Genomic DNA, 26,455 nt, shown 5'->3' with positions numbered 1-26,455 from the left:
CCGGATCACGCAATGGCGGCGCCGGGAACGGCGGTCTCGGCGTGAAGAACGCAAACATCTGACGGGCGGCACGCGATAAGATCTTTCCAGCCCCAACGAGCGGGGCGCAGGAGATCCCCGATGGTGCCGTCGATCACGTCCGCCGCGGTCGAGGCGATGTTGTCGGATCTCGCTGGATCGGCCCGCCGCGCGCCCGAGGCCTATCTCGCCGCCGCCCGGTCGACGCTGCTGCGCATCCTGTCCCGGCCTGAGCTGCTCGACCCATCGCGGCTGGTCGGCCGGGGCGAGGGCCTGAGCCGCAATCTGCTGTTCGGCACGGAGGCGATCAGCGTCTGGGCGATGGTCTGGCCACCCGGCGTCGCGACGCCGGTCCACGATCACCATTGCTCATGCTGCTTCGGCCTGCTGCGCGGTGCCCTGCGCGAGACCTGGTACCGGCCGATCAGCGACACCCACGCTGTGGCGACCCTGGACGCCGTCCGCCAGCCCGGCTTCGTCGCCTGCATGATGCCGTCCGGGCCGAACCTGCACCGGATCGCCAATGACGGACCGGAGGCGGCCGTGTCGATCCACGTCTACGGCTACGATCACCGGGTGCAGGCCTCCTCGATCCACCGGACCTACGAGATCGCCGAGGGCTGACGGGCGGGGCCGGCCCGCTCAGGCCATGTAGAGCGTCGGGACGGCGGTCGTGTACTTCATCTCCTCCATGGCGATGGAGGAGGACAGGTTCGAGAAGTCGAGCTTGGCGATGAGCCGCTGGTAGACGGCATCGTAGGCCTCGATATCGGGCACCACGATGCGCAGCAGGTAGTCGATCTCGCCGGTGAGGCGCCACGCCTCGACGATCTCGGGGAAATCGGCGACGATCCGCCGGAACGCCTCGGACCAGTCGGCGGCGTGGCGCGGCGCCTTGACGGCCACGAACACCGTCGTCGGGACATTGACCTTGCGGCGGTCGACCAGCGCGACCCGGCGCCGGATCACGCCCGTCGCTTCGAGCTTCTTCACCCGCCGCCAGCACGGCGCCGCGCTGATGCCGACCCGCTCGGCGAGTTCGGCCACGGGGAGCGTGGCATCCTGCTGGAGGATGTCCAGGATCTTCCGGTCCACCGCGTCCATGCGATCGATGCGTCCGGCTGGCGCTAGAGGAAGAAGTGCTTCGAGAGCTTCAGGCCCTGGGCCTGGTAGTTCGAGCCCGCGCCCGCCCCGTAGAGCGTCTCCGGCTCGGCCAGCATGCGCTCGTAGACGAGGCGGCCGACGATCTGGCCGTCCTCCAGCAGGAACGGCACGTCGCGGGAGCGGACCTCCAGCACGGCGCGGCTGCCCGCGCCCCCCGCCCCGGCATAGCCGAAGCCCGGATCGAAGAAGCCCGCGTAATGGACCCGGAACTCCCCGACCAGGGGATCGAACGGCACCATCTCGGCGGCGTGGTCCGGGGGGACCTGGACCGATTCCTTCGAGGCCAGGATGTAGAACTGGCCGGGATCGAGGATCAGGCTACCCGATCCGTCGGCGGCGAGCGGCTCCCAGAAATCGGCGGCGCGGTGGCGCCCGGGGGCGTCGACGTCGACGAGGCCGGTGTGTCGCTTGGCCCGGTAGCCGATCAGCCCGTCGAATCCGGACAGGTCCACCGAGACCGCGACGCCGCCCTGGAAGGACGGGCTGCCCACGTCGACCAGGGCCGAGCGGGCGTGGAGCCGGCCGAGTTCGGCCTCGCTCAGCCGCGGCGCTCCGCGGCGGAAGCGGATCTGGGACAGGCGCGAGCCGGTGCGGACCAGGACCGGGAAGGTGCGCGGGGAGATCTCGGCGTAGAGCGGGCCGTCGTAGCCGGGCTCGACCTGATCGAACGCCTCGCCCCGGTCGGTGATCACCCGGGTGAACACGTCGATGCGCCCGGTGGAACTCTTCGGATTCGCCGCCGCCGCGAGATCGCCGGGCAGCGACAGGCGCTCCTGCAACTCCGCGATGTAGACGCATCCGGTCTCGAGGACCGCCCCGGGGCGCAGGTCGATCCGGTGCAGCGACAGGTGCTCGACGCAGGCCTGGACCGTGCGTCCCGCACCCGGCAGGAAACTCGTGCGCACCCGATAGGCCGTGTCGCCGAGGCGCAGATCGATACTGGCGGGCTGGATCTGATCGGCCGCGAACGGGTGCGCGGTGCGGATCCCGCCCGCCTGTGCCAGGGCCGCGATGGCCTGGGCCGGCAGGATGCCGCCGCGGCTCTCCGGGCCCGAATCGGCAGCCCCCGTGCCTGCGCCCGCTGTCATCGCGCCCGTCTCTCCCTCGCGTGCCGCCGGCCGGTCCGCGGCGACCGCCTATTTCTGCCGGGACTGGCTAACGCGGCCTTAATCTGGTCTCCCACCCGGCACAGCGCGTCCCGAGTCGAACCCGCGGCGGCACCCGTCCGGCGTCCGGACCGGGACCGCGCGAGGTAGTCCGCCGCAATTGACGGCGATTCCGCCGCCAACTACCACCGCGCAGGAAGCGCGTTTCATTCTGCTTCAGCGAATCGCATTGTCCGAAAGAAGGGCCAAATAGGGCGATGTACAAGGCCGAGACGCGGGGAATTAGTGTGACCGTTCAGTCCCGTTTCGTCGAGGAGGAATCTTCGCCGAACGAGAGCCGTTATTTCTTCGCCTACACGGTGGAGATCGTGAATAACGGCAGCGAGCAGGTCCAGCTCCGCTCGCGGCATTGGCGCATCATCGACGGGCACGGCGCCTGCCAGGAAGTGCGGGGGACCGGCGTGGTCGGCAAGCAGCCGGTGCTGGAGCCCGGCGAGTCCTTCTGCTACACCAGCGGCTGCCCGCTGAACACGCCCGACGGGCTGATGGCCGGCAGCTACACCATGGCGACGGTGGCCGGTGAGAGCTTCGAGGCCGAGATCCCCGCCTTCTCCCTCGACAGCCCGCACGTCCGCCGAAGCCTTCACTGAGGTCCCGGGCCGGGGCCTCGCCCCGGAGGAACCCATGCCCGCGACCGGCGAGCGGCTGAGCCCGCTCGACATGCTGGCCCGCCTCGTGTCCTTCGACACCGAGAGCGACTCGTCCAACCTCCCGCTGATCGAGGCCGTCTGCGACTACCTCGACGGCTGGGGCGTCCCGTACCTGCACCTGCCGAATGCGGGCTTCGACAAGGCCGCCGTCCTCGCAACGATCGGCCCGATGGTCGATGGCGGCGTCGTGCTGTCCGGCCATACCGACGTGGTCCCGACATTGGGCCAGGCCTGGAGCAGCGACCCGTTCACGCTGCGCGTTGCCGACGGGCGGGCCTACGGCCGCGGCGCGGTCGACATGAAGGGCTTCGATGCCCTGGTCCTGGCGCTGGTGCCCGACATGCTGGCGGCCGACCTGAAGCGGCCGATCCACATCCTGCTGTCCTACGACGAGGAGACCACCTGCCTCGGCTCGATGGACGGGATCGCGCGGTTCGGCGCCGACCTGCCGAGGCCCGGCGCGGTGATCGTGGGCGAGCCCACCGGCATGGAGGTGGCGGACGCGCACAAGAGCATCGTCACCTGCCTCACCACCGTCCACGGCCGTGAGGCCCACTCGGCCCGGCCGGCCCTCGGGGCCAATGCGGTGGCGGCCGCCTGCGACCTCGTCGCCGGCCTCAACCGGATCGCCGACGCCATGATCGAGCGCGGCGACGCCTCCGGCCGGTTCGATCCGGCCGCCACCACGGTCCATGTCGGGACGATCCAGGGCGGCACCGCCCGGAACATCATCGCCAAGGAGTGCCGCTTCCACTGGGAGTATCGCGGCCTTCCGGATCTCGACCCGGCCGAGATCCCGCGGCTCTTCGCCGAGGAGACCGCGCGGGTGACCCGGGAGCGCCTCAACCGCTACGGCGATTTCGGGCGGATCGAGACGCTGCAGGAGGTCGATATCCCGGGGCTGGCCCCCGAGCCCGGCTCGGAGGCCGAGCGGCTGTGCCTGCGGCTCGCCGGGCGCAACCATACCGTCGCGGTGCCCTACGCCACCGAGGCCGGGCGGTTCCAGGCGGCGGGCATCCCGACCGTCGTCTGCGGGCCCGGCGACATCGCCCAGGCCCATCAGCCCGACGAGTTCATCACCCTCGAGGCCCTCGGCCAGGGTGAGCGGTTCCTGCGTAACCTGATCGAGGCCTGTGCGTGATGAACGCGCTCATCGGAGTCACTATCAAGCTGCGGCCGCTGGAGCGGGAGGACCTGCGCTTCGTCCACCAGCTCAACAACAACGACAGCATCATGCGCTACTGGTTCGAGGAGGCCTACGAGTCCTTCGCCGAACTGCAGCAGCTCTACGAGCGCAACATCCACAACCAGACCGAGCGGCGCTTCATCGTGGCCGATCCGACCGGCGAGCCGGCCGGGCTGATCGAGCTGGTGGAGATCAACCACCTGCACCGGCGCTGCGAGTTCCAGATCGCGATCCATCCCAACTTCCAGGGCCGCGGCTATGCCTGGCAGGCCACGCGGATCGCCATGGATTACGCGTTCAGCGTGCTCAACATTCACAAGCTCTACCTGCACGTGGACCGGGACAATGCCCGGGCCGTGCGCATCTACGAGCGCTGCGGCTTCCGTCCCGAGGGCGTGCTCAAGGACGAGTTCTTCGTGAACGGGCGCTACCGCGACGCCGTGCGGATGTGCCTGTTCCAGCCGGATTATCTCAAGGCCCGCGGCAGCGGCGACATCGCCGAGCCCGTGCTCAAGGTGTGAGCGGATCCGGGGCGTGCCGCGGATGGCGGGGTGATCGGCCGCTTCTCCCGGGGACGGTTTATACGTCGTGTTCGGGATTCTCGCGCGGTCGATGCGTCTGGCCGCCCGGAACTGCCAAGCGCCTGCTCTCCCCCGCAGCGACGAGATTCAAACGTCGCTTCCGAATGAGGGCAGCGGTCGAGCCCATACGCGCCCTCCTTCACAGTCGCGCGCGCGTCAGGCAGCCCAATGCATACCGGAATTCATCCGTTCCGCACGGTAATCCCGACCCTAATATCGTAAAGAAACGCTGCCATCTCCATCGTGAAGGCAGTGTCTACTGACGAGGCTGCTCCGCGATCTCGGCCTCGACCGCCTGCGGGTCGAGTTCATAGCGCCGCGAGCAGAATTCGCAGGTGATCACGATGCGCCCGTCATCCGCCACCATGTCATGCCGCTCCTGCGGGGAGAAGGAGCGGATCATGCCCATCACCCGCGCCTGCGAGCAGCGGCAGGTCTCCTGCACGGTCTGGCGGTCGAACACCCGCACGCCGCGCTCGTGGAACAGCCGGTAGAGCAGGCGCTCGCTCGACACGTTGGGGTCGACCAGCTCGTGATCCTCGACCGTCGCCACCAGGGAGCGTGCCTCGACCCAGGCATCGTCCTCCGGCGCCCCCCCCGAGAGGTGCACGTGGCCCTCCGGGATGTCCCCCGGCGGCAGGTCGGCGAGGCGGGCCCGGTCCACCGACTGGGGCAGGAACTGCACGATCAGCCCCCCGGCCCGCCAGCGCCCGGTGCTCTCCTCAAGCGACTCGGCGACCGCGAGGCGCACCTGCGTCGGGATCTGCTCGGACTGGCGGAAATACTGATGCGCCGCTTCCTCCAGGCTCTGGCCATCCAGGGCGACGACGCCCTGGTAGCGGCTGGAGGCGGTGCCCTGGTCGATGGTCATGGCGAGATGGCCCGCCCCGATCAGGTCGCGATCCTTCAGCGGACCCGCACCGAGGGCTGCGACCCGCTCCGGCGCGAAGCGCGCGGTGGCGCGCAGGCGGTCCGGCGCCTCGAAATCCACCACGATCATCGCCACCGGCCCGTCGGTCTTGGTCTGCAACTGGAACCGGCCGTCGAACTTCAGCGAGGAGCCCAGCAGCACCGTGAGCGCGGCGGCCTCGCCGAGCAGCCGCGCGACCGGGTCCGGATAGCCGTGGCGGCGCAGGATCGTGTCCACGGCGGGGCCGAGCCGGACGATGCGCCCGCGCACGTCGAGCGCCTCCACCGCGAAGGGCAGCACCGCGTCGTCTTCACCCGCGTGGCCGTTCCCGGTCGCTGCGTGCTGCGGCTGGGATTGCGATTGATGTCCTGACGTCATGCCCTCTCCGATCGATCCGTCCCGGCGAGGCGTGGGTTCCTCGTCCCGAGGGGCGGGGCGGCGTGAGGAAATGACCTTGGCGGTGCGATCGGATCCCTCAGCCCCGCCTGCGCCCCCGCGGGAGAACGGGCGCGATGCGCCAGATCCGTTGCCGGGATGCCGCCTGCCGGCAGCCGTGATGGGGATGCGGGCCGCCTGCGCGGCCCGCTCAGCCTATATGGTGCGCCGGTCCCGCGAGCGCGAGCCCGGGATCAGAGCCCGCTGGCCCGCAGGCACCAAGCCAGGATCCCCTTCTGCGCGTGCAGGCGGTTCTCGGCCTCATCGAACACCACGGAGCGCGGGCCGTCCATCACCTCGGCGGTCACCTCTTCGCCGCGATGGGCCGGCAGGCAATGCATGAAGATCGCGTCCGGGTTCGCCGCGGCCATCAATTTGGCATTGACCTGATAGGGGCTCAGCAGGTTGTGGCGGTGGGCCTCGTCGTCGTCGCCCATCGAGACCCAGCAATCCGTCACCACGGCATCGGCGCCGGCCACGGCCGCGAACGCGTCGGTCGTCACGTGGACGGCGGCGCCTTCCTGCTTCGCCCAGGCGAGGAGCCCCGGCGGCGGCGCGAGTTCTGGGGGGCTGGCGACGTTCAGGGTGAAGTCGAACCGCGCGGCCGCGTGGACCCAGCTCGCCAGCACGTTGTTGGCATCGCCCGACCACGCCACGGTGCGGCCCTTGATCGGCCCGCGATGCTCCTCGAAGGTCAGCACGTCGGCCATGATCTGGCAGGGATGCGAGACCTTGGTCAGGGCGTTGATCACCGGCACCGTGGCGTGCTCGGCCAGTTCCAGCATCTGCCCGTGGTCGAGGATGCGGATCATGATCGCGTCGACGAAGCGGGACAGCACCTGCGCGGTGTCGCCGATGGTCTCGCCGCGGCCGAGCTGCATCTCTGAGCCGGTGAGCATCAGGGTCTCGCCGCCGAGCTCGCGCATGGCCACGTCGAAGGAGACGCGGGTGCGGGTCGAGGGCCGGTCGAACACCATCGCGAGGGTCTTGCCGGTGAGCGGGCGCTCGGCCGCTCGCTCGCCCTTGCGGCGGCGCGCCTTGATGGCGGCGCTGGCGTCGAGGACCCGGCGCAGCTCCGCCCCGGACAAATCCGTGAGATCGAGGAAGTGGCGAGGGCCGGCACCGTTCAGGTGCGGGGCCGGGGCCTCGGCCCGGCCATTCATCTGGGCTTTCATCGCGTCACAATAACTAGAGTCAGCTCAACGATCACCTGATCATGAACGGCACTCTATCTCCTTGCAGGGGCATTCCCGTCAGACACGGCGGGATCGACCGTATCCGGAAACGCTTCAGGCCGCCCGCCGCGGGGCGGCGGACGGTGTTCGACGGTCCGGGAATCGGACCTATTCGGCCGCGCCGCGCACGGCCTCGAAACCAGAGGCGGCCGCGTCGAGGCGGCGGACCGCCTCGTCGATCTCGGCATCGCCGATGGTGAGCGGCGGCAGCAGGCGGACGATGTTGTCGCCCGCCGGGATCACCAGCAGATGCGCGTCCCGGGCCGCGGCGGCGAAATCGGTGTTGGGCACGCCGAGCTTGAGGCCGAGCATCAGCCCCTCGCCGCGGATTTCCTGGAACACGTGGGGGTGGCGGTCGCGCAGGGCCGCGAGCTTCTGCTTGAGCAGCAGGCCGGAGTGGGCGACGCGGTCGAGGAAGCCGTCCGCCAGGACGACGTCCAGCACCGCGTTGCCCACCGCCATCGCCAGCGGATTGCCCCCGAAGGTGGTGCCGTGCGTGCCCGCGGTCATGCCGCGTGCGGCCTCGCGGGTCGCCAGGCAGGCGCCCATCGGGAAGCCGCCGCCGATGCCCTTGGCCACGCTCATGATGTCCGGGGTGATGCCGGACCATTCATGGGCGAACAGGCGGCCGGTCCGGCCGACGCCGGTCTGGACCTCGTCCATGATCAGGAGCAGGCCGTGCGCGTCGCAGATCTCCCGCAGGCGACGGAGCTCCGCGTGGGGAATCACCCGCACGCCGCCCTCCCCTTGGATCGGCTCGATCATCAGCGCCGCCGTCTCGGGCCCGATGACGGCCTCCAGGGCGGCGAGATCACCGGTCGGAACCTGGTCGAATCCCTCGACCCGGGGCCCGAAGCCCTCCAGGTATTTCTGCTGGCCGCCGGCCGCGAGGGTCGCCAGCGTCCGCCCGTGGAAGGCGCCCGCGAAGGTGACGATCCGGTAGCGTTCCGGATTGCCCCCGGCCGCGTGGTACTTGCGGGCGATCTTGATCGCCGCCTCGTTGGCCTCCGCGCCCGAGTTGCAGAAGAAGACCACGTCCGCGAAGGTCGCGTCCGCCAAGCGCTGCCCGAGGTGCTCGCCGCCGGGGATCTCGAACAGGTTCGAGGTGTGCCAGATCCGATTCGCCTGCTCGGTGAGCGCGCCGACGAGGTGCGGATGGGCGTGGCCCAGGCCGTTCACCGCGATGCCCGCGCCGAAGTCGAGATATCGCTCGCCGCCCTCGGTCTCGAGCCAGGCGCCCGCGCCGCGCGCGAAGGCGAGCGGCGCGCGGACGTAGGTCGGCAGAAGGGCTGACGTCACGGGTCCCGTCTCCGTCTCTCGTAATGGCTGGAGCAAGCGTAGCCGGCTCCAAATGAAAGTGCCGCCTCAGTCATGGGCGGCACGCGCGCGATTACTATGAAAGTGCGCGGCGCTGTCAACGTTTCAATGGTCTTCCGCCCCGCGCGGCAGGTCTGCGCGAAGCCCGGGACGGCGCGGTTCTAGCCTGCCCATGGGGTGGCAGCGGGGCGCGGCGGCCATCCGGGATCTGCCGTGCGCCCCCTTGCGCCGCGGGGGACGGCCGTGCTCCTGACGGGCACGGATTCGCGGGAACCGAGGGAAGGTCCGATGAGCACGGTCAAGGAACGCCTGGAAACGCTGGGCCTCGCCCTGCCGAAGGCGGCGGCGCCGGTGGCCAACTACGTGCCGTTCGTGCGCACCGGCAACCTCGTGGTGATCTCCGGCCAGGTCTGTTTCGGCGCGGACGGCGCCATCGCGGCCGAGCACACGGGCAAGGTCGGCGGCGGCGTCTCCCCGGAGGCCGGCAAGGCCGCCGCCCGGCTCTGCGCCCTGAACGTCCTCGCCCAGCTCGAGGCGGCGGTGGGCGACCTCGACCGCGCCCTGGTCCAATGCGTGCGGCTCGGCGGCTTCATCAACGCGGCCCCGGGCTTCTCGGCGGTCGCGGGCGTGATGAACGGTGCCTCCGACTTGATGGTCGCGCTGCTCGGCGACCGCGGGCGCCATGCCCGCTCCACCGTCGGCGTGGCGGAACTCCCCCTCGACGCCGCCGTCGAGGTCGAGGCGATGTTCGAGGTCCGCTAGCGTGGCCGCCCCCGACTGGCTGACCGCGCGGCCGATCGCCCATCGCGGGTTGCACGACCGGGGGGCGGGCCGGCCGGAGAACACCCTGGCGGCCGCCCGCGCCGCGGTCGCCGGCGGGTTCGCGATCGAGTGCGACGTGCAGCTGAGCGCCGACGGCGAGGCAATGGTGTTCCACGACGCCGCCCTGGGCCGGCTCACGGAGGCGCGCGAGGCGGTGGCGGAGCGCTCGGCGGCCGAACTCGGGACGCTCGCCGTCGCCGGGACCGCGGAGACGATCCCGACCCTGCCGGCCTTCCTGGCGGCGGCGGCCGGGGCGGTGCCGGTGGTGATCGAGGTGAAGTCGCGCTACGACGGCGACCTGCGGCTCGCGACCCGCGCCGCACAGGTCGCTGCCGCCTATGAGGGCCCGGTGGCGCTGAAATCCTTCGACCCGCAGGTGGTGGCAGGCCTACGCCCCCTGTGTCCGGCCACGATCCCCCGGGGCATCGTGGCGGAGACCACCCAGGACGATCCGGTCTACGCGGCGCTGCCGCCGAGCGCCCGCCTGGCCCTGTCCAACCTGCTGCACTTCGCCGAGACCCGGCCCGACTTCCTGTCCTGGCGGGTGGACGACCTGCCCTGTGCGCCGACCTATCTCTGCCGGCTGCTCGGGCGGATCCCCGTTATGGCCTGGACCGTGAGGACCGAGGAGCAGCGCGCCCGCGCGGGCGCGCACGCGGACCAGATGGTGTTCGAGGGGTTCGTGCCGTGAGCCGACCGGCCCTGCCCCGTCGGGTCCCCGATCGCGTCCGTGTTGGCGCGCTCCGGATGGACCTGCGGCTGACGCCGCAGTTTCGGACAGGGCCCCGCTGAAAGGCTTCCCGCGCTGCCGCGCGCATCCGCCCGCTTGCCCCTCCTCCGGGTCGGACTAGACTAGGTGCCATGAAGCAAGCACCCGGGCCGATGCCGGAGACCGCCGCGCTCACCGTGCGCGCGCTTCCCGGATTGAAGGAGATCGGCGCGGCGGATTGGGATGCCTGCGCCTTCTCCCCCGAGACCCTGGCGGCCGGCGACGAGACCCACAACCCGTTCGTCTCGCACGCCTTCCTCTCGGCGCTGGAGGATTCGGGCTGCGTCTCGCGCCGGACCGGCTGGCTGCCGCTCCACGTCTCCGTCGAGCGCGACGGCCGGCGGCTCGGCGTCGCGCCCTGCTACCTGAAATCGCACAGCCAGGGCGAATACGTGTTCGACCACGGCTGGGCCGACGCCTATGAGCGCGCCGGCGGGTCGTACTACCCGAAGCTCCAGGTCAGCGTGCCGTTCACGCCGGTGACCGGCCCGCGCTTCCTGATTGCCCCGGGTGCCGATCCGGACGAGGCCACCGCCGGCCTGATCGCCGGCCTGCGGGCGCTGCGGGGCGAGACCAAGGCCTCCTCGGTCCACGTGACCTTCATGCGGGAAGCCGAGTGGGACCGGGCCGGCGAGGCGGGCTTCCTGCAACGCACCGACCAGCAGTTCCACTGGGAGAACGACGGCTACGCGGGCTTCGAGGACTTCCTCGCCGCCCTCGCCTCGCGGAAACGGAAGAACATCCGCAAGGAACGCCGCGACGCGCTGGCCCCCGGCATCACCGTCGAGCACCTCACCGGCGCCGCCATCACCGAGGCGCATTGGGACGCGTTCTACGCCTTCTATACGGATACCGGCTCCCGGAAATGGGGGCGGCCCTACCTGAACCGCCGGTTCTTCTCGCTGCTCTCGGAGCGCATGGCCGACCGGGTGCTGCTGGTGATGGCCAAGCGGTCCGGCGCCTACATCGCCGGCGCCATCAATCTGATCGGCGACACGGCGCTCTACGGGCGCAACTGGGGCTGCGTCGAGGACCATCCGTTCCTGCATTTCGAGGTCTGCTACTATCAGGCGATCGACTTCGCGATCGCCCGGGGCTTGAAGCGGGTCGAGGCCGGGGCGCAGGGGGAGCACAAGCTCGCCCGGGGCTATCGCCCGGTGCTGATGCACTCGGCCCACGACATCGCCGACCCGGCGCTCCGCCGCGCGGTGGCCGATTACTTGCAGCGAGAGCGCGCCCACGTCGCCGAGGCGGTGGACGTCCTCGACACGCTGACGCCGTTCCGGCGCACCGACGGGGACGGTGCCTGCGGCGGCGCGGCGGCGCCCGAGACGTCCGCTTCCGACAGGTCCCCCGAGAGTTCCGACACATGAGCCCGATCGACCGCATCAACACCTATGCCGACGCGCTGACGGCGCTCCGCCGCGACCTGCACGCCCATCCCGAACTCGGCTTCGAGGAGGTGCGCACCGCCGGCATCGTCGCCGACATGCTGGAGACATTCGGCTGCGAGGTGCATCGCGGCGTCGGCGGCACCGGGGTGGTCGGCCTGCTCAAGGGCCGCACCGATAACGGCCGGCGGATCGGCCTGCGCGCGGACATGGACGCCCTGCCGATCGAGGAGGAGACCAACCTCCCCTATCGCTCCACCTATGCCGGCAAGATGCACGCCTGCGGCCATGACGGCCACACCACGATGCTGCTCGGCGCCGCGCGCTACCTCGCCGAGACCCGCGACTTCGACGGCACCGCGGTCTTCGTGTTCCAGCCCGCGGAGGAAGGGCGGGGCGGCGCCCGGGCCATGCTGAAGGACGGGCTGTTCGAGCGGTTCCCCTGCGACGAGATCTACGGGCTGCACAACCAGCCCGGCGGCGGTGCGGGCACGATCAAGCTGCGTCCCGGACCGATCATGGCGGCGGCCGATTTCTTCGACATCCATATCCGCGGCACCGGCGCCCACGCCGCCCAGCCCCATCGCGGCGTTGACCCGATCGTGGTCGCCACAGGCCTCGCCCAGGCGCTGCAATCGATCGTCTCGCGCAACGCCGACCCGCTGAAGTCGATCGTGCTGTCGATCACCCGGATCGAGGCGGGCTCCGCCTACAACGTCATCCCGGAAACGGCCCACCTCGCCGGGACGATCCGGACCTTCGACCCGGAGATCCGCGCGCTCGCCGGGACGCGGATGCGGGAACTCGCGGCGGGCTTCGCCGCGGCCTACGGCGCCGAGGTGACGGTCGATCTGCAGGACGTGTTCTCGGTCCTGGAGAACGCCCCCGAGCAGGCCGCCGCCGCCGCCGAGGTCGCGACCGAACTGCTCGGCGCCGACAAGGTCGAGGCGAACGTCGTCCCGAAGATGGGCAGCGAGGATTTCGCCGACATGACCCGGGTGGTGCCCGGCGCCTATGTCTGGCTCGGCGCCGGCCCCGGTCCGGGCCTGCACAATGCGGGCTACAATTTCGACGATTCGATCATCCCGACCGGCAGCGCCTTCCTGGCCCGGATGGTCGAGCGCCGCACCGCCGCCTGAGCCCGCGCCTCAAGCGGTCGCGATCCGTGACCGCAGCGTGGCGAGCCTGCGGGTGAAGAGCGCCGGATCGTCCAGAGCCCGCGCCAGGACGATCGCCCCCTGGATCTGCGCCACGACCTCCTCCGCCAGCGCCGTGCTGGCGGATTCGCCATGCCCGGCGCGGCGCAGGGACGCGGCCAGGGCCTCGATCCACCGGGCGAAGTAGCTCCGCACCGCCGCGCCGAACCGATCCCGGCCGGTGCCCAGCGCCAGGACGCCGACCAGGCAGACGCGCTGTCCGGACCGGAAGTAGCGCTCCACCGCCTCGAACATCGCCGACACGGCCTCCCCGGGGGGCTCCCCCTGCCGCAGGGGTGCGAAGATCTCGGACTCGAACCAGCCATCGATCGCGTCGAGCACGCAGGCGGCCATCTCGTCCTTCCCCCCCGGGAAGAGGCGGTAGAGGCTGCCCTTGCCCAGGCCGGTCGCCTGCGTGATCCGCGACAGGCTCGCCCCCTCGTAGCCGTGCTGGCGGAACGCCTCGGCGAGGGCCGGAAGGATCTCGGCCCGCATGGCTGTCAGAGGTCGAGATCGCTCAGGCCGGGATGATCGTCGGGCCGCCGGCCCAGGGGCCAGTGGAATTTCCGGTCGGCCTCGGGGATCGCCAGATCGTTGATGCTGGCGATCCGGCGGCGCATCAGCCCCTGCGCATCGAACTGCCAGTTCTCGTTGCCGTAGGAGCGGAACCATTGCCCGGCCGCATCGTGCCACTCGTAGGCGAAGCGCACCGCGATCCGGTCGCCGCCGAAGGTCCAGACTTCCTTGATCAGCCGGTACTCGAGCTCCCGCGCCCATTTGCGCTGGAGGAAGGCGACGATCGCCGGGCGCCCCGTCAGGAATTCGCTGCGGTTCCGCCACACGCTGTCCGGCGTGTAGGCCAGCGAGACGCGCTCCGGATCGCGCCCGTTCCAGGCTTCCTCGGCCATGCGGGCTTTCTGGGCGGCGGTCTCGGCGGTGAAGGGCGGGACGGGCGGGCGGTCCGACATGGCGCGGGCTCTCGAATCTGTACCGATCGGTACAGAGGCGCCTATCGGGTGTCGCGCGTCAAGCGATCTCTGTCCGGGATCAGGACGGGCGGCGACGGTCACGGAAGGCGGCCGGGGGCGTTCCGACCCGCCGGCGGAACAGGCCGGTGATCCGTTCGGCACGTACGCCCGAGCCGGTCAAAACCGGCGCCGGATCGGCCAAGCCATGTGCGGACGCGCCCTGATCGATGTCGACAGGGGGCGACATCGGTGCGAATCTCCGGCTCGCGGTATCGCGCACAGCCAGCATCGAGACGGGGAGGCCCATGTCGCCGGAAATACGGGAATCGCGCGCCGCCCTCATCCTCCTGGCCGCGTCGGTCGGCGCCGTGCTGGTCTTCGGCGCGTTCACGCTGCTGACCCAGATCGGGTAGCGCCGTCCCAGCTGCCCACGGAGACCGGCCGGCTGCGGCGTCAGATCGCCACCGCGGGACGCAGCAGGCCGATGCCCGCCGGGTCGAAGGCGGCGCTCTTGACGATCGCGTGGACCGGTTGCCCGACCGCGAGCCCGAGGTCCCGGACCGCGGCCACGGTCAGGCGCGCCACCAGATGCGCGCCGTTGCAATCGATCTCCACGGACATCTCCGCGCCCGACGGGACCATCCCGGAGATCCGTCCGGCCAGGACGTTGCGGGCGCTGAGGCCCTGGGGACGGATGGTGGCGACCAGCACGTCGCGGGCGGGGATCCGCACCCGCAGGCGCGTCCCGGCCGGGCGCATCAGCCCCGGCACCAGCAGGCGCCCGGCCGCGCCGGTCAGGCAGGTGAGGCCGGTTGCCGGATCGGTCGCCGCCACGACCATGTCGAGGAGGGCGCCGGCCTCGGCATCATGGACCGGCACGAGATCGGCCCGGCGCAGGATCGCCTCCGCCGGGCCGGCGGCGGCCACGCGCCCCGCCTCGAGCACCACCACCGTGTTGGCGAGCCGCGCCACCTCCGAGACCGCGTGGCTGACATAGACGATCGGCACCCCGGCCTCGTCGCGCAGGCGCTCGACATAGGGGAGGATCTCGGCCTTGCGGGCCTCGTCCAGCGCCGCCAGGGGCTCGTCCATCAGCAGGAGGCGCGGCCGCGCGAGGAGCGCCCGGCCGATGGCGATCCGCTGGCGCTCGCCCCCGGAGAGACCGGCGGGCCGGCGGTCGAGCAGAGGGCCGATGCCGAGCATGCCGGTCACCGCCGCGAAGGTCGCCGGGTCGGCCCGGTGCCGGGCGACGAGGCGGCCGTACTCGAGGTTAGTCCGCACGCTGAGATGGGGGAACAGCCGCGCATCCTGGAACACCACGCCGATCCGCCGCCGGTGGGGCGGGAGGAACAGCTCGGCGGCCGTATCGACCAGGGTCGCGCCGTCGGCGACGATCCGGCCCCGGTCCGGCCGGGCGAGGCCGGCGATCAGGTCGATCAGCGTCGTCTTCCCCGAGCCCGAGCGGCCGAACAGGGCGGTGAGCCCCGGCCCGGCCTCGAAGGCCGCGTCGAGGGCGAAGGCTCCCCGGCGGAGGGTGACATCGACCTGAATGCTCACGGCGTGCGACTCGGGTAAGAGCGAGCGCGGCGCGGGCCTGCGCCGGCCGGGACACAGCCCCGATGATCACCGTCCACCATCTCGAGAACAGCCGCTCGCAGCGCGTCCTCTGGCTCCTGGAGGAACTCGGCCTGGCCTACACGGTGAAGCGCTACGCGCGCGATCCGCAGACCCTGCGGGCGCCTCCGGAACTGGTCGCCGTCCATCCCCTGGGCAAGTCGCCGGTGATCACCGACGACCGGATCGTGGTCGCGGAGACGGGTGCGATCGTCAGCTATCTTACCGCCAAGGCCGGGGGCGGGCTGGTGCCGGCCCCGGGGACGGACGCGCACGCCCGCTACGTCTACTGGCTGCACTACGCGGAGGGCTCGGCGATGCCGCCGCTCCTCCTCAAGCTGATCTTCTCCCGCCTGGCACCCGGCAGCCCGTGGCTCCTGCGTCCCCTGGTCCGCCGGATCGCCGACACCGTGCTGCGGAGCTTCGTCGACCCCGATCTGCGCCGGCACGCGGCGTTCTGGGAGGCGGAGCTCGCCGACCGACCGTATCTCTGCGGTGCGGATTTCACCGCCGCCGACATCATGATGAGCTTCCCGCTGGAGGCGTTCGCGGCGCGGGGCACCGGGCTCGGCCCGCAGGTCCGGGCATGGCTCGGGCGCGTCCAGGCCCGCCCGGCTTATCGGCGGGCGCTGGATGCGGGCGGCCCCTACGCCTACGCCGGGGCGGGCGCGGCCCATACCGGCTAAGGTCCGGGTCACCGGGCCAGCGGCCGTCGCCGGGATGAGGGGTGCGACCGGGGCGGCCATGCGTCAGCCCGCGCCCAGCCGCCGCCCGGCACGGTTCGCCAGGAACTCGGAGACCAGCAGGGCCGTCACCGATATGGCGATCGACACCAGGGTGAGGCGCAGGGCCGGGCCCTCGCCGCCGGGAACCTGGGTCAGCGTGTAGATCGCCGAGGGCAGCGTCTGGGTCTCGCCCGGGATGTTCGACACGAAGGTGATGGTGGCGCCGAACTCGCCCATCGCCTTGGCGAAGGCCAGCACGGCGCCCGCGATGCAGCCCGGCAGGCTCAGCGGCAGCGTCACCGTGAGGAACACCGTGAACGGGCTGGCGCCCAGCGTCCCGGCCGCCTGCTCCAACCGGCGATCCACAGCCTCGATCGACAGCCGCATCGCCCGCACCATCAGGGGGAAGCCCATCACCGCGCAGGCCAGCGCCGCCCCCGTCCAGCGGAAGGCGAGGACGATCCCGATCTCCGCCAGCGCGCCGCCGAGCGGGCCCCGCCGGCCGAAGGCGAGCAGCAGAAGGTAGCCGGTCACCACCGGGGGCAGGATCAGCGGCAGGTGGACCAGACCATCGAGGAGTGCCCGCCCGGGGAACCGGCGCCGCGCCAGGAGCCACGCGATCGCGAGGCCGGGGACGAGGCTCGCCAGCGTCGCCACCGTGGCGACCCGCAGGCTCAGGGCGACGGCGGTCCATTCCTCCGGGGTGAGACCCAGCACGGCGGCCGAGCCGCTAGGGGCTGGCTTTGGGCGGCGCGACGACCGTGAAGCCCTGGCGCTCGAAGGCCCCCCGGGCGGCCGGGCTTCGCAGGGCGGTCAGCAGGGCGGCGGCATCGGGATTGTGCGAGTCGCGGATGACGGAAGCCGGGTAGACGATCGGCGGGTGGCTGTCGGCCGGAAAGGTCGCCAGCACGTGGACGCTCGAATCGGCGGCGGCGTCCGTGGCGTAGACGATGCCGAGCGGGGCCTCGCCGCGGGCGACCAGCAGCAGGGCGGCGCGGACATTCTCGGCCTGGGCCACCTGACCCTTCACGGCCTCCCAGGCTCCGAGCTTCTCCAGGGCGGCCTTGCCGTATTTGCCGGCCGGCACGGCATCGATCGTCGCCATGGCGAGCTTGCCGCCGCCGAGCAGTTTCGGCAGCGTCGTCCCGAGATCGGGCGCCAGGGCGATCTGCGGATCGGAGCCGGCGTTCTCGGGGCCCGGCGCGATCAGCACCAGCGCGTTGCGCAGGAGGTCGACCCGCGAGCCCGGCTTCAGGAGCCCGGCCCGCTCGACGTAATCCATCCAGGCCTGATCCGCCGAGATGAACAGGTCGGCCGGCGCCCCCGCCTCGATCTGCTTGGCGAGGGCGTTCGAGCCCGCATAGGAGATCCGGGCCGTCTTACCGGACTCTTTCGTCCAGGCCGCCGCCGCGTCGTCCAGCGCATTCTTCAGGCTCGCCGCGGCGAACACCACCACAGGCTCCGCCGCACGCGCCGGCCGGGATGCGGGGGGCACCGCCAGCATGCCGAGCGCGAGCGCGGCCAGGATCCATCGGGTCAGGCGCATGGAAGCTTCCCTGTCGCGGGCCGTTATATCCGGCCGGGTATGACGGGGATCATAGGGTTGTCGCCGCGCGCGGCCAAGGTCCGCCCGGCCGCGTCCCATCCGGCTGGCGGTGTCCTGTTTTCGAGGGTGTTCCGCCCGGTCTCAGCCGTGCGGGGTCTCACGGGGCTCTGGCGGCGCGGCTTCCGCGCGGTGCAGGCGGCTGAGGAGGACGAGGAGGTGGCCGGGCAGGGGGCCGTCCGGCGTCGGCGCGCCGAAGAGCCGGTCGCGCGGCCGCGACGGTCCGGACGCCTCGTTGACCACCACGGGCCCGCGGGGGCCGGAACGCCTGGACTTGGTCACGCGGTACGCACCCTGCTCAATCGTGATTCACGGCCGAAGCCCGCAAAAACGTGGCGCTGCGCAGCGAGTTCCGCGCGATTCGCCGGAACCTGTGGTTAACGCGTAGACACCATGCCGCATTCCTGGGCGGCCGATCGTGCGAATCCCGGACGCGACCGATCACCAGGTCCGGAGGTCGGGTTTTTCCGTCGATCCGACGTCCGGCTGCCTGTTCATGCCGACCGCCACCAGGAGCCCCCAGAGCCAAGCCGCTCCAGCGGTCGCGAACGCGAAGGCAACGCTGATGAGGAGGGGCGAGGTCATGGATCGCTGGTGCCTGTCAAAACCGGCGTGCCGCCGCGGAATGGACGGCGCGCCCGAGTTGAGGGTTCGGGCTTCGGGAAGCCGAGACTGACTAAGCACAGACTGCGGCCCCGAACACTGATCTGGCTGGCTCGAAAGACAAGTATTTCGACTTGTGTCCAACCGGCAACAAATGGGCGCCCTGGCCCGGTCGCGCGCCCGGCTCCGGCCCCGGGGAGGATTTTTTCGCGTCGGCCGCCCCTTGCCCCCTGTGATGTCGCGCGCCCGGGCGTTACAGCCCGGCACCATGCTCGAAGGCCTTCCGCCCCACCGCCCGTCCCACGTCCTGCGCCTGCTGACCGACGAGCGCTCGGCGCGGGCGATGACCGATCTGCTGGGGGAGATGTTCGATCCCACCGAGACCGCCGTGGCGGCGTTCGAGGATGCGGACGGGTGCACGTGGCGGCTGGAGGCCTACTTCGCCGATGCGCCCGACGAGGATTACGTCCGCGCGCTGATCCGACCCGTGATCGGCGCTGCAGCCGACACCGCGGAGTTCCGCACCATCGAACAGCAGGACTGGGTCCGGGCCTCGCTCGAGGGGCTGAAGCCGGTCCGGGCCGGGCGGTTCCTCGTCCACGGCGCGCATGACCGCGATGCGGTGCGCGCCAACGACCTGCCCATCGAGATTGAGGCGGCGTTGGCCTTCGGCACCGGTCATCACGGCACGACCCTGGGCTGCCTCCGGGCGCTGGTCGACGTGCTGAAGCGGCGGCGGCCGGTGCGCGTCCTGGATGTCGGCACGGGGACCGGGATCCTCGCCTTCGCGGCCGCCAAGGCGCTCCGGCAGCCCGTGGTGGCCGGCGACCTCGACGCGGAGGCGGTGCACACGGCGCGGGAGAATGCCCGGGCCAACGGCCTCGGCCCCTATCTCAAGCTCTATCACGGCCCCGGGGTGCGCCACCGGCTCGCGTCCCGGCCCCGCCACTTCGATCTGGTCTTCGCCAACATCCTGGCGCGGCCGCTGCGGCTCCTCGCCCCGTCGCTGACGCGGGTGGTCGCGCCCGGCGGCGTGCTGGTCCTGTCCGGGCTGATCGAGCGCGACGTTCCGGGCGTGCTCTCGGCCTACCGTCTGCAGGGTTTCGCGCTGGTGCGCCGGGGCCTGATCGAGGGCTGGGTCGCCCTCGTGCTGAGACGCGGCGGTGCGGCCGAACGGCCCCTCGGCTGAACTGCGCCCGGGCCGGCACGTTGTCCGGTCATGAGCCAGACGCCGCTCCACGACCCGTCGCCGGATCCGATCAGCGAGGGGGCCCATGCCCGGGCGCGCGGCCGTCCCAGGGACGCCTGTCCGTATCCGGCGAATTCCGAACCCCGGACCGCTTGGCTGGAGGGGTACGACGGCGTGCCGTTCGACCGCGTCCCCGACCCGCCGCACAGAGGCGGCTGAGCCGCCCTGGTCCAGGGCCGCTCAGGCCGCGCGGACCGAGGCCAGGAAGCGACCGACCTCCTGCCCGAGGGTCTCGAACTCGGCCGACAGTTCGGAGGCGGAGGCCAGGACGCCGTTCGCGGTCGCTCCGGTCGCCTCGACGGTCACGGCGACCGCCGCGACGGTGGAGCTGACGGCGCCGGTGCCGCTCGCCGCCTCGGCGACGCTGCGGACGATCCGCTCGGCGGCGGCGCCCTGGTCGCGGACGGATGCGGTGATCTGCGTGGCGAGCGCATTCATGTCGCGGATGCGGACCGTGATCGCGTTCACCGCCGTGACCGCCCGGTGCGTGGAGGTCTGGATCCGCCCGACCTGCTGGCCGATATCCTCTGTGGCCTTGGCGGTCTGACTGGCCAGTTCCTTCACCTCGGCGGCGACGACCGCGAAGCCCCGGCCCGCCGTGCCGGCCCGGGCGGCCTCGATCGTGGCGTTCAAGGCCAGCAGGTTGGTCTGGGCGGCCACCGTCGAGATCAACGCCACCACGTCGCCGATCCGCTCGGCGGCCGCGCTCAGTTCCTGGACCAGGGGGACCGCGTCCGCCGCCTCGGCGGCGGTGACGTTGGCGAGCTCTGCGGATCCGCTCACCTGCCGCTCGATCTCGCCCAGCGAGGCGCCGAGCTGGGCCGTGGCCGCGGCCGCGGTCTCGGCCGTCTGCGCCGCGTCCCCGGCCGCGGAGGCCACCTCCGACGACCGGCGTGCGGAGTCCGAAGCCGTCGCGGACATGTTGGCGGCAGCCCTGCGCAGGCTCGTCGCCGCCGTCGAGACGTGAGCCAGAATGCCGCCGACGGTCGTCTCGAAGGTCTGGGCCAGCTGCTCGGTGGTGCTCCGCCGGGCCGCATCGAGGGAGCTATGCGCGTCCGCGTTCTCGCGCTCCAGAACGCTGGCGCGGGCAAGCTGGGCCTGCGCCTCCTTCTCGGATCGGCCGAGGGCCTCGAACGACCGGACCGTCATCCGGCAGACCCAGATCAGGATGGCGGCCTCCGTCACCACGATCGCCGCGTGCAGCGCGACGCGCCCGAGGTCGCTGGCGGCGTCCGGGAAGACCAGCGCCGGAATCGCCAGATCCAGGGCGAGATGATGGACCGCGGTGGCCAGTGTCGCCGCCAGGATCACGCGCCAGTCGCACCAGCCGACGAGCACGGCCAGGCAGGCGAAGAAGTACATGTGCAGATCGATCTGCCAGGGATGACCGGTGAAGACGGTCAGGAACACGGCCGCCATGCTGATCAGGGCAAGGCCGCTGACGATGCGCGTGGCTTGGCCGATCGGGTCGCGGCGCCACAGCAGGGTCGCGGTCCCGGCCAGGATCACCACGGCCGCGATCGGGCCCGGCGCCGGCAGCCCGCCGGTCAGGGCGACTTCGGCGCCCGCGACGATCGGCACATGCGCCCACAGGGTCGCGATGAGCGTGCGGCCGAAGCTGCGCCGGAGGGCGTCGAGATGGTTCATCGCGTAAAATGTCCGGTGTTGGTGTCGTCTCGAGGGGTGAGCGCGGCGCCCTGTCGTCCGCAGCCGTCGGCGAGGCGTCCGTCGAGGACGAGCCAAGCCCCCGCCGCGTAGAGGCGTCCGACGAAGCCGTCGCTGTCCGAGCGGGCGATCAGGATATCTGGCCGGCCGCTGACATTCACGATCGACCCGCCCGCTTCGGCGACCATGCGGGCGAGGTCGGCGGCGTCGGATCCCGGGCCGCGCACGAGGGCCACGACGTCCGATCGGGGGGCGGCGAGGAGCATCAGCGGTACGACGAGGGCGACGGCGCTTCCGAGCACGCCGAAAGCCGTTCGATGCCGGGCGCGCGCAGGGCCTTCCCCGGATCCTGAATCGATTGCCGCCGCCATGCTCGCCCGCCACATCCTTCATCGTCGGGAGATCTGAATCAGCCTATCGGCTTGCGGTGACGATCCACCGACAGGACTAAACCGACAGTTTATGGCCGAAAGGATTTTTTGGGTAGATTTTTTTGGCGAAGAAATCAGATTTTTTATACTGAAGACCTGTCGATGAACACGCATAGATGCGTTTATTGGTGATTTTTATTGTTGTTCTCGCAATGTATAGTTGTCTAATAAAACGATTTCTGCTCCGTCAATATAGGAATATGCAGCGATCTTCACGATCACTTCGAGCCTTTCAAGGCCGTGGCCGCGCCGGGGTGCTGGTCCGGCGCCGTGGCGCTGGAGCGCGGCCCGTTTCCCGCCGGCATGGCGCGGCGCGCATTCTGCTTCCCGTCACGGCTGGGTGGCGAAGGGCTCGGTCGCCGGGGGGGGGGCCGGGCGCGCCACGGCGGAGCGGGACGTCTGGAACGAGCCTGACAAGCGATGCGTCCCGCTCATCGACTCAGGTCCTGTGTGAGGCAGACATTGGCACCATCGACGACACAGTCCTGGCCCGCGGATCCCTGGGAGACCGTCGATCCCGGAGAGGCCGGGTTCGATCTCGCCCGCCTCGCGGAGGCGGTGGGGTATGCCGCTGCGAACGAGAGCGCGTGGCCCCGCAGCCTGTTCTACCCGGACGGGCGCTACGTCGGGATCGTCGAGTGGAACGAGACCGGACCATGGAGCGACATTGTCGGGCCGGTGCGCCCGCGGGGCGGTCCGGCGGGCGTGATCCTCAAGGACGGACGCCGCGTCGCCGCCTGGGGCGATACGGGCCGGCCGGACATGACCTTCTCCATCGCCAAGAGCTACCTGGCGGTGCTGGCGGGCCTCGCCCACGATGACGGGTTGATCCCCGACGTGGACGCGCCGGTGCGGGACAGCGTGCCCGACCCGTGTCTCGAGGGGCCGCATAACGGGGCGATCACGTGGCGCCACCTGCTGCAGCAATCGAGCGAGTGGCAGGGAACGCTGTTCGGCAAGTCCGATCAGGTCGACCATTTCCGGCAGATCGGTCCGGGGGCGGACAACAGCCGCAAGGGCCAGCGGCGCGCGCCGAACCCGCCGGGCACCTATTACGAGTACAACGACGTGCGGGTGAACCTGCTATCCTATTGCCTGATGCGGCGCTTCGGCCGCCCCCTGCCGGAGGTGCTGCGCGAGCGGATCCTGGATCCGATCGGCGCCTCCCGCGACTGGGCGTGGCACGGCTACGACACCAGCTGGGTCACGGTCGACGGCGCGCGGATCCAGTCGGTGCCGGGGGGCGGACATTGGGGCGGCGGCCTGTTCATCGGCGCCGACGATCATGCCCGCTTCGGGCTGCTCATCAACCGCGGCGGGGCCTGGAACGGTCGGCGGCTGCTGTCGGAGCGCTGGATCCGCGCCATGCTGACCCCGTCGCCGACCCTCGACAGCTACGGCTATCTCTGGTGGCTCAACCGGGGCGCGACCGCGAAGCCGCATTTGCCGGCCACGTCGTTCAGCGCGCTCGGCGCCGGCAACAACGTGATCTGGTGCGATCCGGACCACGATCTGGTGGCGGTGCTGCGCTGGATCGACAAATCCGCCCTCGACGGTTTCCTGCTGCGCCTCGCGGCGGCCCTGCGCGTCTGAGCGGGTCTCGCGCGGGCGGCGCCAGAGGATCGGCGAAGGCCCGCGCGGGTTCGAAGGGCCGGAGCATCGCCCCGTGAGTTCAGATTCCCTCAGCCCTCCGCCAGCGCCGCGATGGTCTGCGCCATCGCCCGCGCGCGGGGGACGAGGCTCGCCACCTCCAGGTACTCCTCGGGCGAGTGGGCCTTGCCGCCCACCGGGCCGACCGCGCAGAGGGTCGGGCAGCCGACGCTGGCGGTGAAGCCGGAATCGGCGCAGCCCCCGGCGAACTCGCCCGCGACGGGATGGCCCTGCCCCGCGCTCACGCCAGCATAGGTCTCGAACAGCGCCCGGGAGGCCGCGTCCTGGACGAGTGGAAGGAACGCGCCCTTGACGGTCAGGTGCGCGGTCGTGCCCGGCACCGTGGCATCCGCCACGATGGCGGCAATCCGGTCCATCGCCGCCTCCCGGTCGGGCGGGGTGACGTAGCGCAGGTCGATCTCGCAGGTCGCCCGGGGCGCGACGGTGTTCACCGACTGGCCGCCGGAGACGAGCCCGACATTCACCGTCGTCCCCCTGTCGAGGTCGGTGATCGCGTGGAGCGCGACGGTCTTGTGGGCCAGCGCCAGGATGGCGCTCCGTCCGTCCGCGTAATTGCCACCGGAATGGGCGGCCTTGCCCAGCACCTCCAGGTGCATGAATACGCCGTCCTTGCGGCCGGTGACGACGTTGCCGGTCGGCCGCCCCGGCTCGGAATTCAGCACGGCCCGGGCGCCGCGGGCGATTTCCTCGATGATCGGCCGGCAGGCCGGGGAACCGATCTCCTCGTCGCTGGTGAACAGGCCGGTGAGCGGCACCCGCGCACCGCCCGCCCGGTGGTAGGCCGCGAGCACGAAGGCGTTCATCACGAGGCCCGCCTTCATGTCGGCGACCCCCGGCCCGTAGGCGCGCCCCGCGGCGATCCGGAACGGCCGCTGCGCGGCCTCGCCCTTCGGGAAGACGGTGTCGCGGTGGCCCATGAGCACGACCGGACGGTTCCCGCCCCCGGAACCGGCGACCTGGGCCCGCAGCGCGTCGCCAAAACCCTCCACCGGGACCGTGGTGACCGGGATGCCGTGGCCGGCGAGGAAGTCCGCGATGCGGGCGCCGACGGCATCGACCCCGGCCTTGTCGTAGGAACCGGAATCGATGTTCACCAGCTCCTCCAGCAGGGCCAGCATCGCGCCCTCCTGCCCGTCGAGCCAGCGGAGGGCGTCGGAGTCGGTTTCGGTCATGGGCTGCGCATACCGTTTCCTGCGGGATCGGGCCGCACGCAAGGACGGCGCCGCGTCCGGCCGGCGCGGCTATTCCACGGTGACAGACTTGGCCAGATTCCGCGGCTGGTCGACGTCTTTCCCCATGAACACCGCCGTGTGGTAGGCGAGCAGCTGGATCGGCACCGCGTACACGATCGGCGCCACGGTGGCGTCGACCGCCGGCATGGTGAAGGTCGCGAGGGTGTCGAGCCCATGCTCGGCCGCACCCTTGGCGTCGCCGATCAGCACGATCCGCCCGCCGCGGGCGGCGACCTCCTGCATGTTCGAGACGGTCTTCTCGAACACCGCGTCGTGGGGCGCGATCACGATCACGGGAACGCTCTCGTCGATCAGGGCGATCGGCCCGTGCTTCAGCTCGCCCGCCGCGTAGCCCTCCGCGTGGATGTAGCTGATCTCCTTGAGCTTCAGCGCGCCCTCCAGCGCCATCGGGTAGCTGGTGCCGCGGCCGAGATAGAGGACGTCCCGCGCCTTCGCGATCTCCCGGGCGAGGCCCTCGATCTCCGGCTCGTGGGACAGCGCCTCGGCCATCAGGCCCGGCGCCTTGATCAGCGCGTCGACGAGGCGCCGCTCGCCGGCCGCGTCGAGGGTGCCGCGCGCCCGGCCGGCCGCGATCGCCAGGCAGAGCAGCACGGTGAGCTGGCACGAGAACGCCTTCGTGGAGGCGACGCCGATCTCCGGTCCGGCCAGGGTCGGCATCACCACGGAGGATTCCCGCGCGATGGTCGAGGTCGGGACGTTGACCACGCAGAGCGTGTGCTGGCCCTGGCTCTTCGCGTAGCGCAGGGAGGCGAGCGTATCGGCGGTCTCGCCCGATTGCGAGATGACCAGCGTCAACCCGTCCTTCTCCAGGGGCGCCTCGCGGTAGCGGGCCTCGGAGGCGACGTCGATCTCCACCGGCAGGCGCGCCACCTGCTCGAACCAGTAGCGCGCGACGAGACCGGCATAGAAGGCGGTGCCGCAGGCCGTGATATAGACGCGGCTGAGCTTGGCGAAGTCGAAGGGCAGCGCCTCGGGCAGCATCACCCGCCCCTGCGCCAGGTCGACGTAATGGGCGAGCGTGCGGCCCACCACCTCGGGCTGCTCGTGGATCTCCTTGGCCATGAAGTGGCGGTACTCGCCCTTGTCGATCCGGTAGGCCTGCGTGGCGATTTTTTGGCGCGGGCGCTCGACGTGGGCGCCAGCCTGGTCGCGGATCTCGGCGCCGTCCCGGGTCAGGATCGCCCAGTCGCCCTCGTCGAGGTAGGTGATGGCGTCGGTGAAGGGGGCCAGCGCCAGGGCGTCGGAGCCGAGATAGGTCTCGCCCTGGCCGAAGCCGACCGCGAGCGGGGCGCCGTGGCGGGCGCCGATCAGCAGATTCTCCTCGCCGGCGAACAGGAAACCCAGGGCGAAGGCGCCGCGCAGCCGCGGCAGGGCGGCGGCCACCGCCTCGACGGGCCCCATCTTCCGGTCCATGTTGCGGCTGACGAGCTGGGCGACGACCTCGGTGTCGGTCTCGGTCTCGAAGACGATGCCGTCGGCCTCCAGCTCCTGCTTCAGCTCGCGGAAATTCTCGATGATGCCGTTATGGACGACCGCGAGCCGCCGGGTGGCGTGCGGATGGGCGTTGGTCTCGTTGGGCCGGCCATGGGTCGCCCAGCGGGTGTGGCCGATGCCGATCGTCCCGGTGAGCGGCTCGCGCTCCAGCCGGTTCTCCAGGTTGACGAGCTTGCCGGATGCCCGGCGCCGCTCCAGCCGCCCGTGCTCCAGGGTGGCGATGCCGGCGGAATCGTAGCCGCGGTATTCGAGGCGCCGCAGGGCCTCGATCACCTGACCCGCCACCGCGTCGCGCCCGACGATGCCGACGATGCCGCACATGGGATTGTCTCTCGCTCC

General features: G+C 71.2%; 29 protein-coding genes. 12 read left to right on the top strand and 17 right to left on the bottom strand.

What is annotated here, in order from left to right; genetic code table 11:
* Nucleotides 1-120 precede the first annotated feature (120 nt).
* Nucleotides 121-642 (top strand): cysteine dioxygenase, encoded by a 522-nt coding sequence (locus AC3IF3_RS21135; RefSeq protein ID WP_489230214.1) that lies wholly within the window; start codon nt 121-123, stop codon nt 640-642.
* An 18-nt stretch (nt 643-660) separates the two neighbouring features.
* On the opposite strand, the gene AC3IF3_RS21130 is transcribed toward AC3IF3_RS21135, so the two are convergent.
* Entirely contained in the window at nt 661-1,122 is a 462-nt protein-coding gene (locus AC3IF3_RS21130) for an Lrp/AsnC family transcriptional regulator (protein ID WP_243967568.1), read from the bottom strand.
* Nucleotides 1,123-1,145: 23 nt separating this feature from the next.
* A complete protein-coding gene (locus tag AC3IF3_RS21125; protein ID WP_243967569.1) occupies nt 1,146-2,270 on the bottom strand; it encodes a 2'-deoxycytidine 5'-triphosphate deaminase in 1,125 nt (374 codons plus the stop codon).
* Between the two features lie 275 nt (nt 2,271-2,545).
* Here AC3IF3_RS21125 and apaG point away from each other — a divergent pair, with 275 nt between their 5' ends.
* The 3 genes from apaG to speG are packed head-to-tail and all read left to right on the top strand — an operon-like array spanning nt 2,546 to nt 4,705.
* Nucleotides 2,546-2,938 (top strand): Co2+/Mg2+ efflux protein ApaG, encoded by a 393-nt coding sequence (gene apaG, locus AC3IF3_RS21120; protein ID WP_043355208.1) that lies wholly within the window; start codon nt 2,546-2,548, stop codon nt 2,936-2,938.
* A gap of 34 nt (nt 2,939-2,972) precedes the next feature.
* Complete coding sequence (gene argE, locus AC3IF3_RS21115; protein WP_489230213.1) at nt 2,973-4,139, top strand: acetylornithine deacetylase; 1,167 nt, start codon at nt 2,973-2,975, stop codon at nt 4,137-4,139.
* A complete protein-coding gene (gene speG, locus AC3IF3_RS21110; RefSeq protein ID WP_489230212.1) occupies nt 4,139-4,705 on the top strand; it encodes a spermidine N1-acetyltransferase in 567 nt (188 codons plus the stop codon). The genes argE and speG overlap by 1 nt, the downstream gene beginning before the upstream one ends.
* Nucleotides 4,706-5,021: 316 nt before the next feature.
* On the opposite strand, the gene AC3IF3_RS21105 is transcribed toward speG, so the two are convergent.
* The 3 genes from AC3IF3_RS21105 to AC3IF3_RS21095 all read right to left on the bottom strand — a co-directional run bounded on the left by AC3IF3_RS21105 (nt 5,022) and on the right by AC3IF3_RS21095 (nt 8,644).
* Complete coding sequence (locus tag AC3IF3_RS21105) at nt 5,022-6,053, bottom strand: Hsp33 family molecular chaperone (protein WP_243967573.1); 1,032 nt, start codon at nt 6,051-6,053, stop codon at nt 5,022-5,024.
* A gap of 251 nt (nt 6,054-6,304) precedes the next feature.
* Nucleotides 6,305-7,285 (bottom strand): ornithine carbamoyltransferase, encoded by a 981-nt coding sequence (gene argF / locus AC3IF3_RS21100; protein ID WP_489230211.1) that lies wholly within the window; start codon nt 7,283-7,285, stop codon nt 6,305-6,307.
* A gap of 168 nt (nt 7,286-7,453) precedes the next feature.
* Nucleotides 7,454-8,644 (bottom strand): aspartate aminotransferase family protein, encoded by a 1,191-nt coding sequence (locus AC3IF3_RS21095; RefSeq protein ID WP_489230210.1) that lies wholly within the window; start codon nt 8,642-8,644, stop codon nt 7,454-7,456.
* 306 nt (nt 8,645-8,950) lie between these two features.
* Between AC3IF3_RS21095 and AC3IF3_RS21090 the strand changes: the two genes are divergently transcribed.
* From AC3IF3_RS21090 to AC3IF3_RS21075, 4 genes are all read left to right on the top strand, one after another.
* On the top strand, nt 8,951-9,424 hold the full coding sequence (locus AC3IF3_RS21090) for a RidA family protein (protein ID WP_489218077.1): 474 nt from the start codon (nt 8,951-8,953) through the stop codon (nt 9,422-9,424).
* A gap of 1 nt (nt 9,425) precedes the next feature.
* Nucleotides 9,426-10,175, top strand: a complete 750-nt coding sequence (locus AC3IF3_RS21085; RefSeq protein WP_489230208.1) for a glycerophosphodiester phosphodiesterase family protein — start codon at nt 9,426-9,428, stop codon at nt 10,173-10,175.
* A gap of 170 nt (nt 10,176-10,345) precedes the next feature.
* Nucleotides 10,346-11,626: a GNAT family N-acetyltransferase gene (locus AC3IF3_RS21080; RefSeq protein ID WP_489230207.1), complete on the top strand. Its 1,281-nt coding sequence runs from the start codon at nt 10,346-10,348 to the stop codon at nt 11,624-11,626.
* Nucleotides 11,623-12,783 carry a M20 aminoacylase family protein gene (locus AC3IF3_RS21075; protein WP_243967579.1) on the top strand — a complete coding sequence of 387 codons (1,161 nt, stop codon included), beginning with the start codon at nt 11,623-11,625 and terminating at the stop codon, nt 12,781-12,783. The genes AC3IF3_RS21080 and AC3IF3_RS21075 overlap by 4 nt, the downstream gene beginning before the upstream one ends.
* Before the next feature lie 9 nt (nt 12,784-12,792).
* Here the strand turns inward: AC3IF3_RS21075 and AC3IF3_RS21070 are convergent, their stop codons facing one another.
* From AC3IF3_RS21070 to modC, 4 genes are all read right to left on the bottom strand, one after another.
* Complete coding sequence (locus AC3IF3_RS21070; RefSeq protein ID WP_489230206.1) at nt 12,793-13,335, bottom strand: TetR/AcrR family transcriptional regulator; 543 nt, start codon at nt 13,333-13,335, stop codon at nt 12,793-12,795.
* A 5-nt stretch (nt 13,336-13,340) separates the two neighbouring features.
* Nucleotides 13,341-13,808, bottom strand: coding sequence for a nuclear transport factor 2 family protein (locus AC3IF3_RS21065; protein WP_489230205.1), 468 nt, complete (start codon nt 13,806-13,808; stop codon nt 13,341-13,343).
* A 79-nt stretch (nt 13,809-13,887) separates the two neighbouring features.
* On the bottom strand, nt 13,888-14,199 hold the full coding sequence (locus AC3IF3_RS21060; RefSeq protein ID WP_489230204.1) for a hypothetical protein: 312 nt from the start codon (nt 14,197-14,199) through the stop codon (nt 13,888-13,890).
* 62 nt (nt 14,200-14,261) lie between these two features.
* Nucleotides 14,262-15,365: a molybdenum ABC transporter ATP-binding protein gene (gene modC, locus AC3IF3_RS21055; protein ID WP_489230203.1), complete on the bottom strand. Its 1,104-nt coding sequence runs from the start codon at nt 15,363-15,365 to the stop codon at nt 14,262-14,264.
* Between the two features lie 62 nt (nt 15,366-15,427).
* Here modC and AC3IF3_RS21050 point away from each other — a divergent pair, with 62 nt between their 5' ends.
* The gene (locus tag AC3IF3_RS21050) at nt 15,428-16,108 is read left to right on the top strand and encodes a glutathione S-transferase (protein WP_489230202.1); all 681 of its coding nucleotides are present in this window, start codon (nt 15,428-15,430) and stop codon (nt 16,106-16,108) included.
* A 63-nt stretch (nt 16,109-16,171) separates the two neighbouring features.
* Here AC3IF3_RS21050 and modB read toward each other — a convergent pair whose 3' ends face one another.
* The 4 genes from modB to AC3IF3_RS21030 all read right to left on the bottom strand — a co-directional run bounded on the left by modB (nt 16,172) and on the right by AC3IF3_RS21030 (nt 18,335).
* Nucleotides 16,172-16,864 (bottom strand): molybdate ABC transporter permease subunit, encoded by a 693-nt coding sequence (gene modB, locus AC3IF3_RS21045; protein WP_243967585.1) that lies wholly within the window; start codon nt 16,862-16,864, stop codon nt 16,172-16,174.
* 13 nt (nt 16,865-16,877) lie between these two features.
* A complete protein-coding gene (modA, locus tag AC3IF3_RS21040) occupies nt 16,878-17,693 on the bottom strand; it encodes a molybdate ABC transporter substrate-binding protein (RefSeq protein ID WP_489230201.1) in 816 nt (271 codons plus the stop codon).
* 141 nt (nt 17,694-17,834) lie between these two features.
* Complete coding sequence (locus AC3IF3_RS21035) at nt 17,835-18,032, bottom strand: hypothetical protein (protein ID WP_243967587.1); 198 nt, start codon at nt 18,030-18,032, stop codon at nt 17,835-17,837.
* A 159-nt stretch (nt 18,033-18,191) separates the two neighbouring features.
* Nucleotides 18,192-18,335 (bottom strand): hypothetical protein, encoded by a 144-nt coding sequence (locus AC3IF3_RS21030; RefSeq protein ID WP_243967588.1) that lies wholly within the window; start codon nt 18,333-18,335, stop codon nt 18,192-18,194.
* Nucleotides 18,336-18,621: 286 nt separating this feature from the next.
* Between AC3IF3_RS21030 and AC3IF3_RS21025 the strand changes: the two genes are divergently transcribed.
* Nucleotides 18,622-19,542: a 50S ribosomal protein L11 methyltransferase gene (locus AC3IF3_RS21025; protein ID WP_489230200.1), complete on the top strand. Its 921-nt coding sequence runs from the start codon at nt 18,622-18,624 to the stop codon at nt 19,540-19,542.
* A gap of 30 nt (nt 19,543-19,572) precedes the next feature.
* Nucleotides 19,573-19,761, top strand: a complete 189-nt coding sequence (locus AC3IF3_RS21020; protein ID WP_243967590.1) for a ribosome modulation factor — start codon at nt 19,573-19,575, stop codon at nt 19,759-19,761.
* A gap of 21 nt (nt 19,762-19,782) precedes the next feature.
* Here the strand turns inward: AC3IF3_RS21020 and AC3IF3_RS21015 are convergent, their stop codons facing one another.
* A complete protein-coding gene (locus AC3IF3_RS21015; protein ID WP_489230199.1) occupies nt 19,783-21,249 on the bottom strand; it encodes a methyl-accepting chemotaxis protein in 1,467 nt (488 codons plus the stop codon).
* A complete protein-coding gene (locus tag AC3IF3_RS21010; RefSeq protein ID WP_489230198.1) occupies nt 21,246-21,569 on the bottom strand; it encodes a hypothetical protein in 324 nt (107 codons plus the stop codon). The genes AC3IF3_RS21015 and AC3IF3_RS21010 overlap by 4 nt, the downstream gene beginning before the upstream one ends.
* A gap of 591 nt (nt 21,570-22,160) precedes the next feature.
* Between AC3IF3_RS21010 and AC3IF3_RS21005 the strand changes: the two genes are divergently transcribed.
* Complete coding sequence (locus tag AC3IF3_RS21005) at nt 22,161-23,291, top strand: serine hydrolase domain-containing protein (RefSeq protein WP_489230197.1); 1,131 nt, start codon at nt 22,161-22,163, stop codon at nt 23,289-23,291.
* 89 nt (nt 23,292-23,380) lie between these two features.
* Here the strand turns inward: AC3IF3_RS21005 and AC3IF3_RS21000 are convergent, their stop codons facing one another.
* Nucleotides 23,381-24,541: a M20 family metallopeptidase gene (locus AC3IF3_RS21000; protein WP_489230196.1), complete on the bottom strand. Its 1,161-nt coding sequence runs from the start codon at nt 24,539-24,541 to the stop codon at nt 23,381-23,383.
* A gap of 69 nt (nt 24,542-24,610) precedes the next feature.
* Nucleotides 24,611-26,437 (bottom strand): glutamine--fructose-6-phosphate transaminase (isomerizing), encoded by a 1,827-nt coding sequence (gene glmS / locus AC3IF3_RS20995; RefSeq protein WP_489230195.1) that lies wholly within the window; start codon nt 26,435-26,437, stop codon nt 24,611-24,613.
* Between the last annotated feature and the right edge of the window lie 18 nt (nt 26,438-26,455).

It is taken from the genome of Methylobacterium sp. J-118 (genome assembly GCF_057836565.1).
The sequence above is the reverse complement of the archived record's forward strand: the minus strand, read 5'-3'. Positions and strand labels throughout refer to the sequence as shown.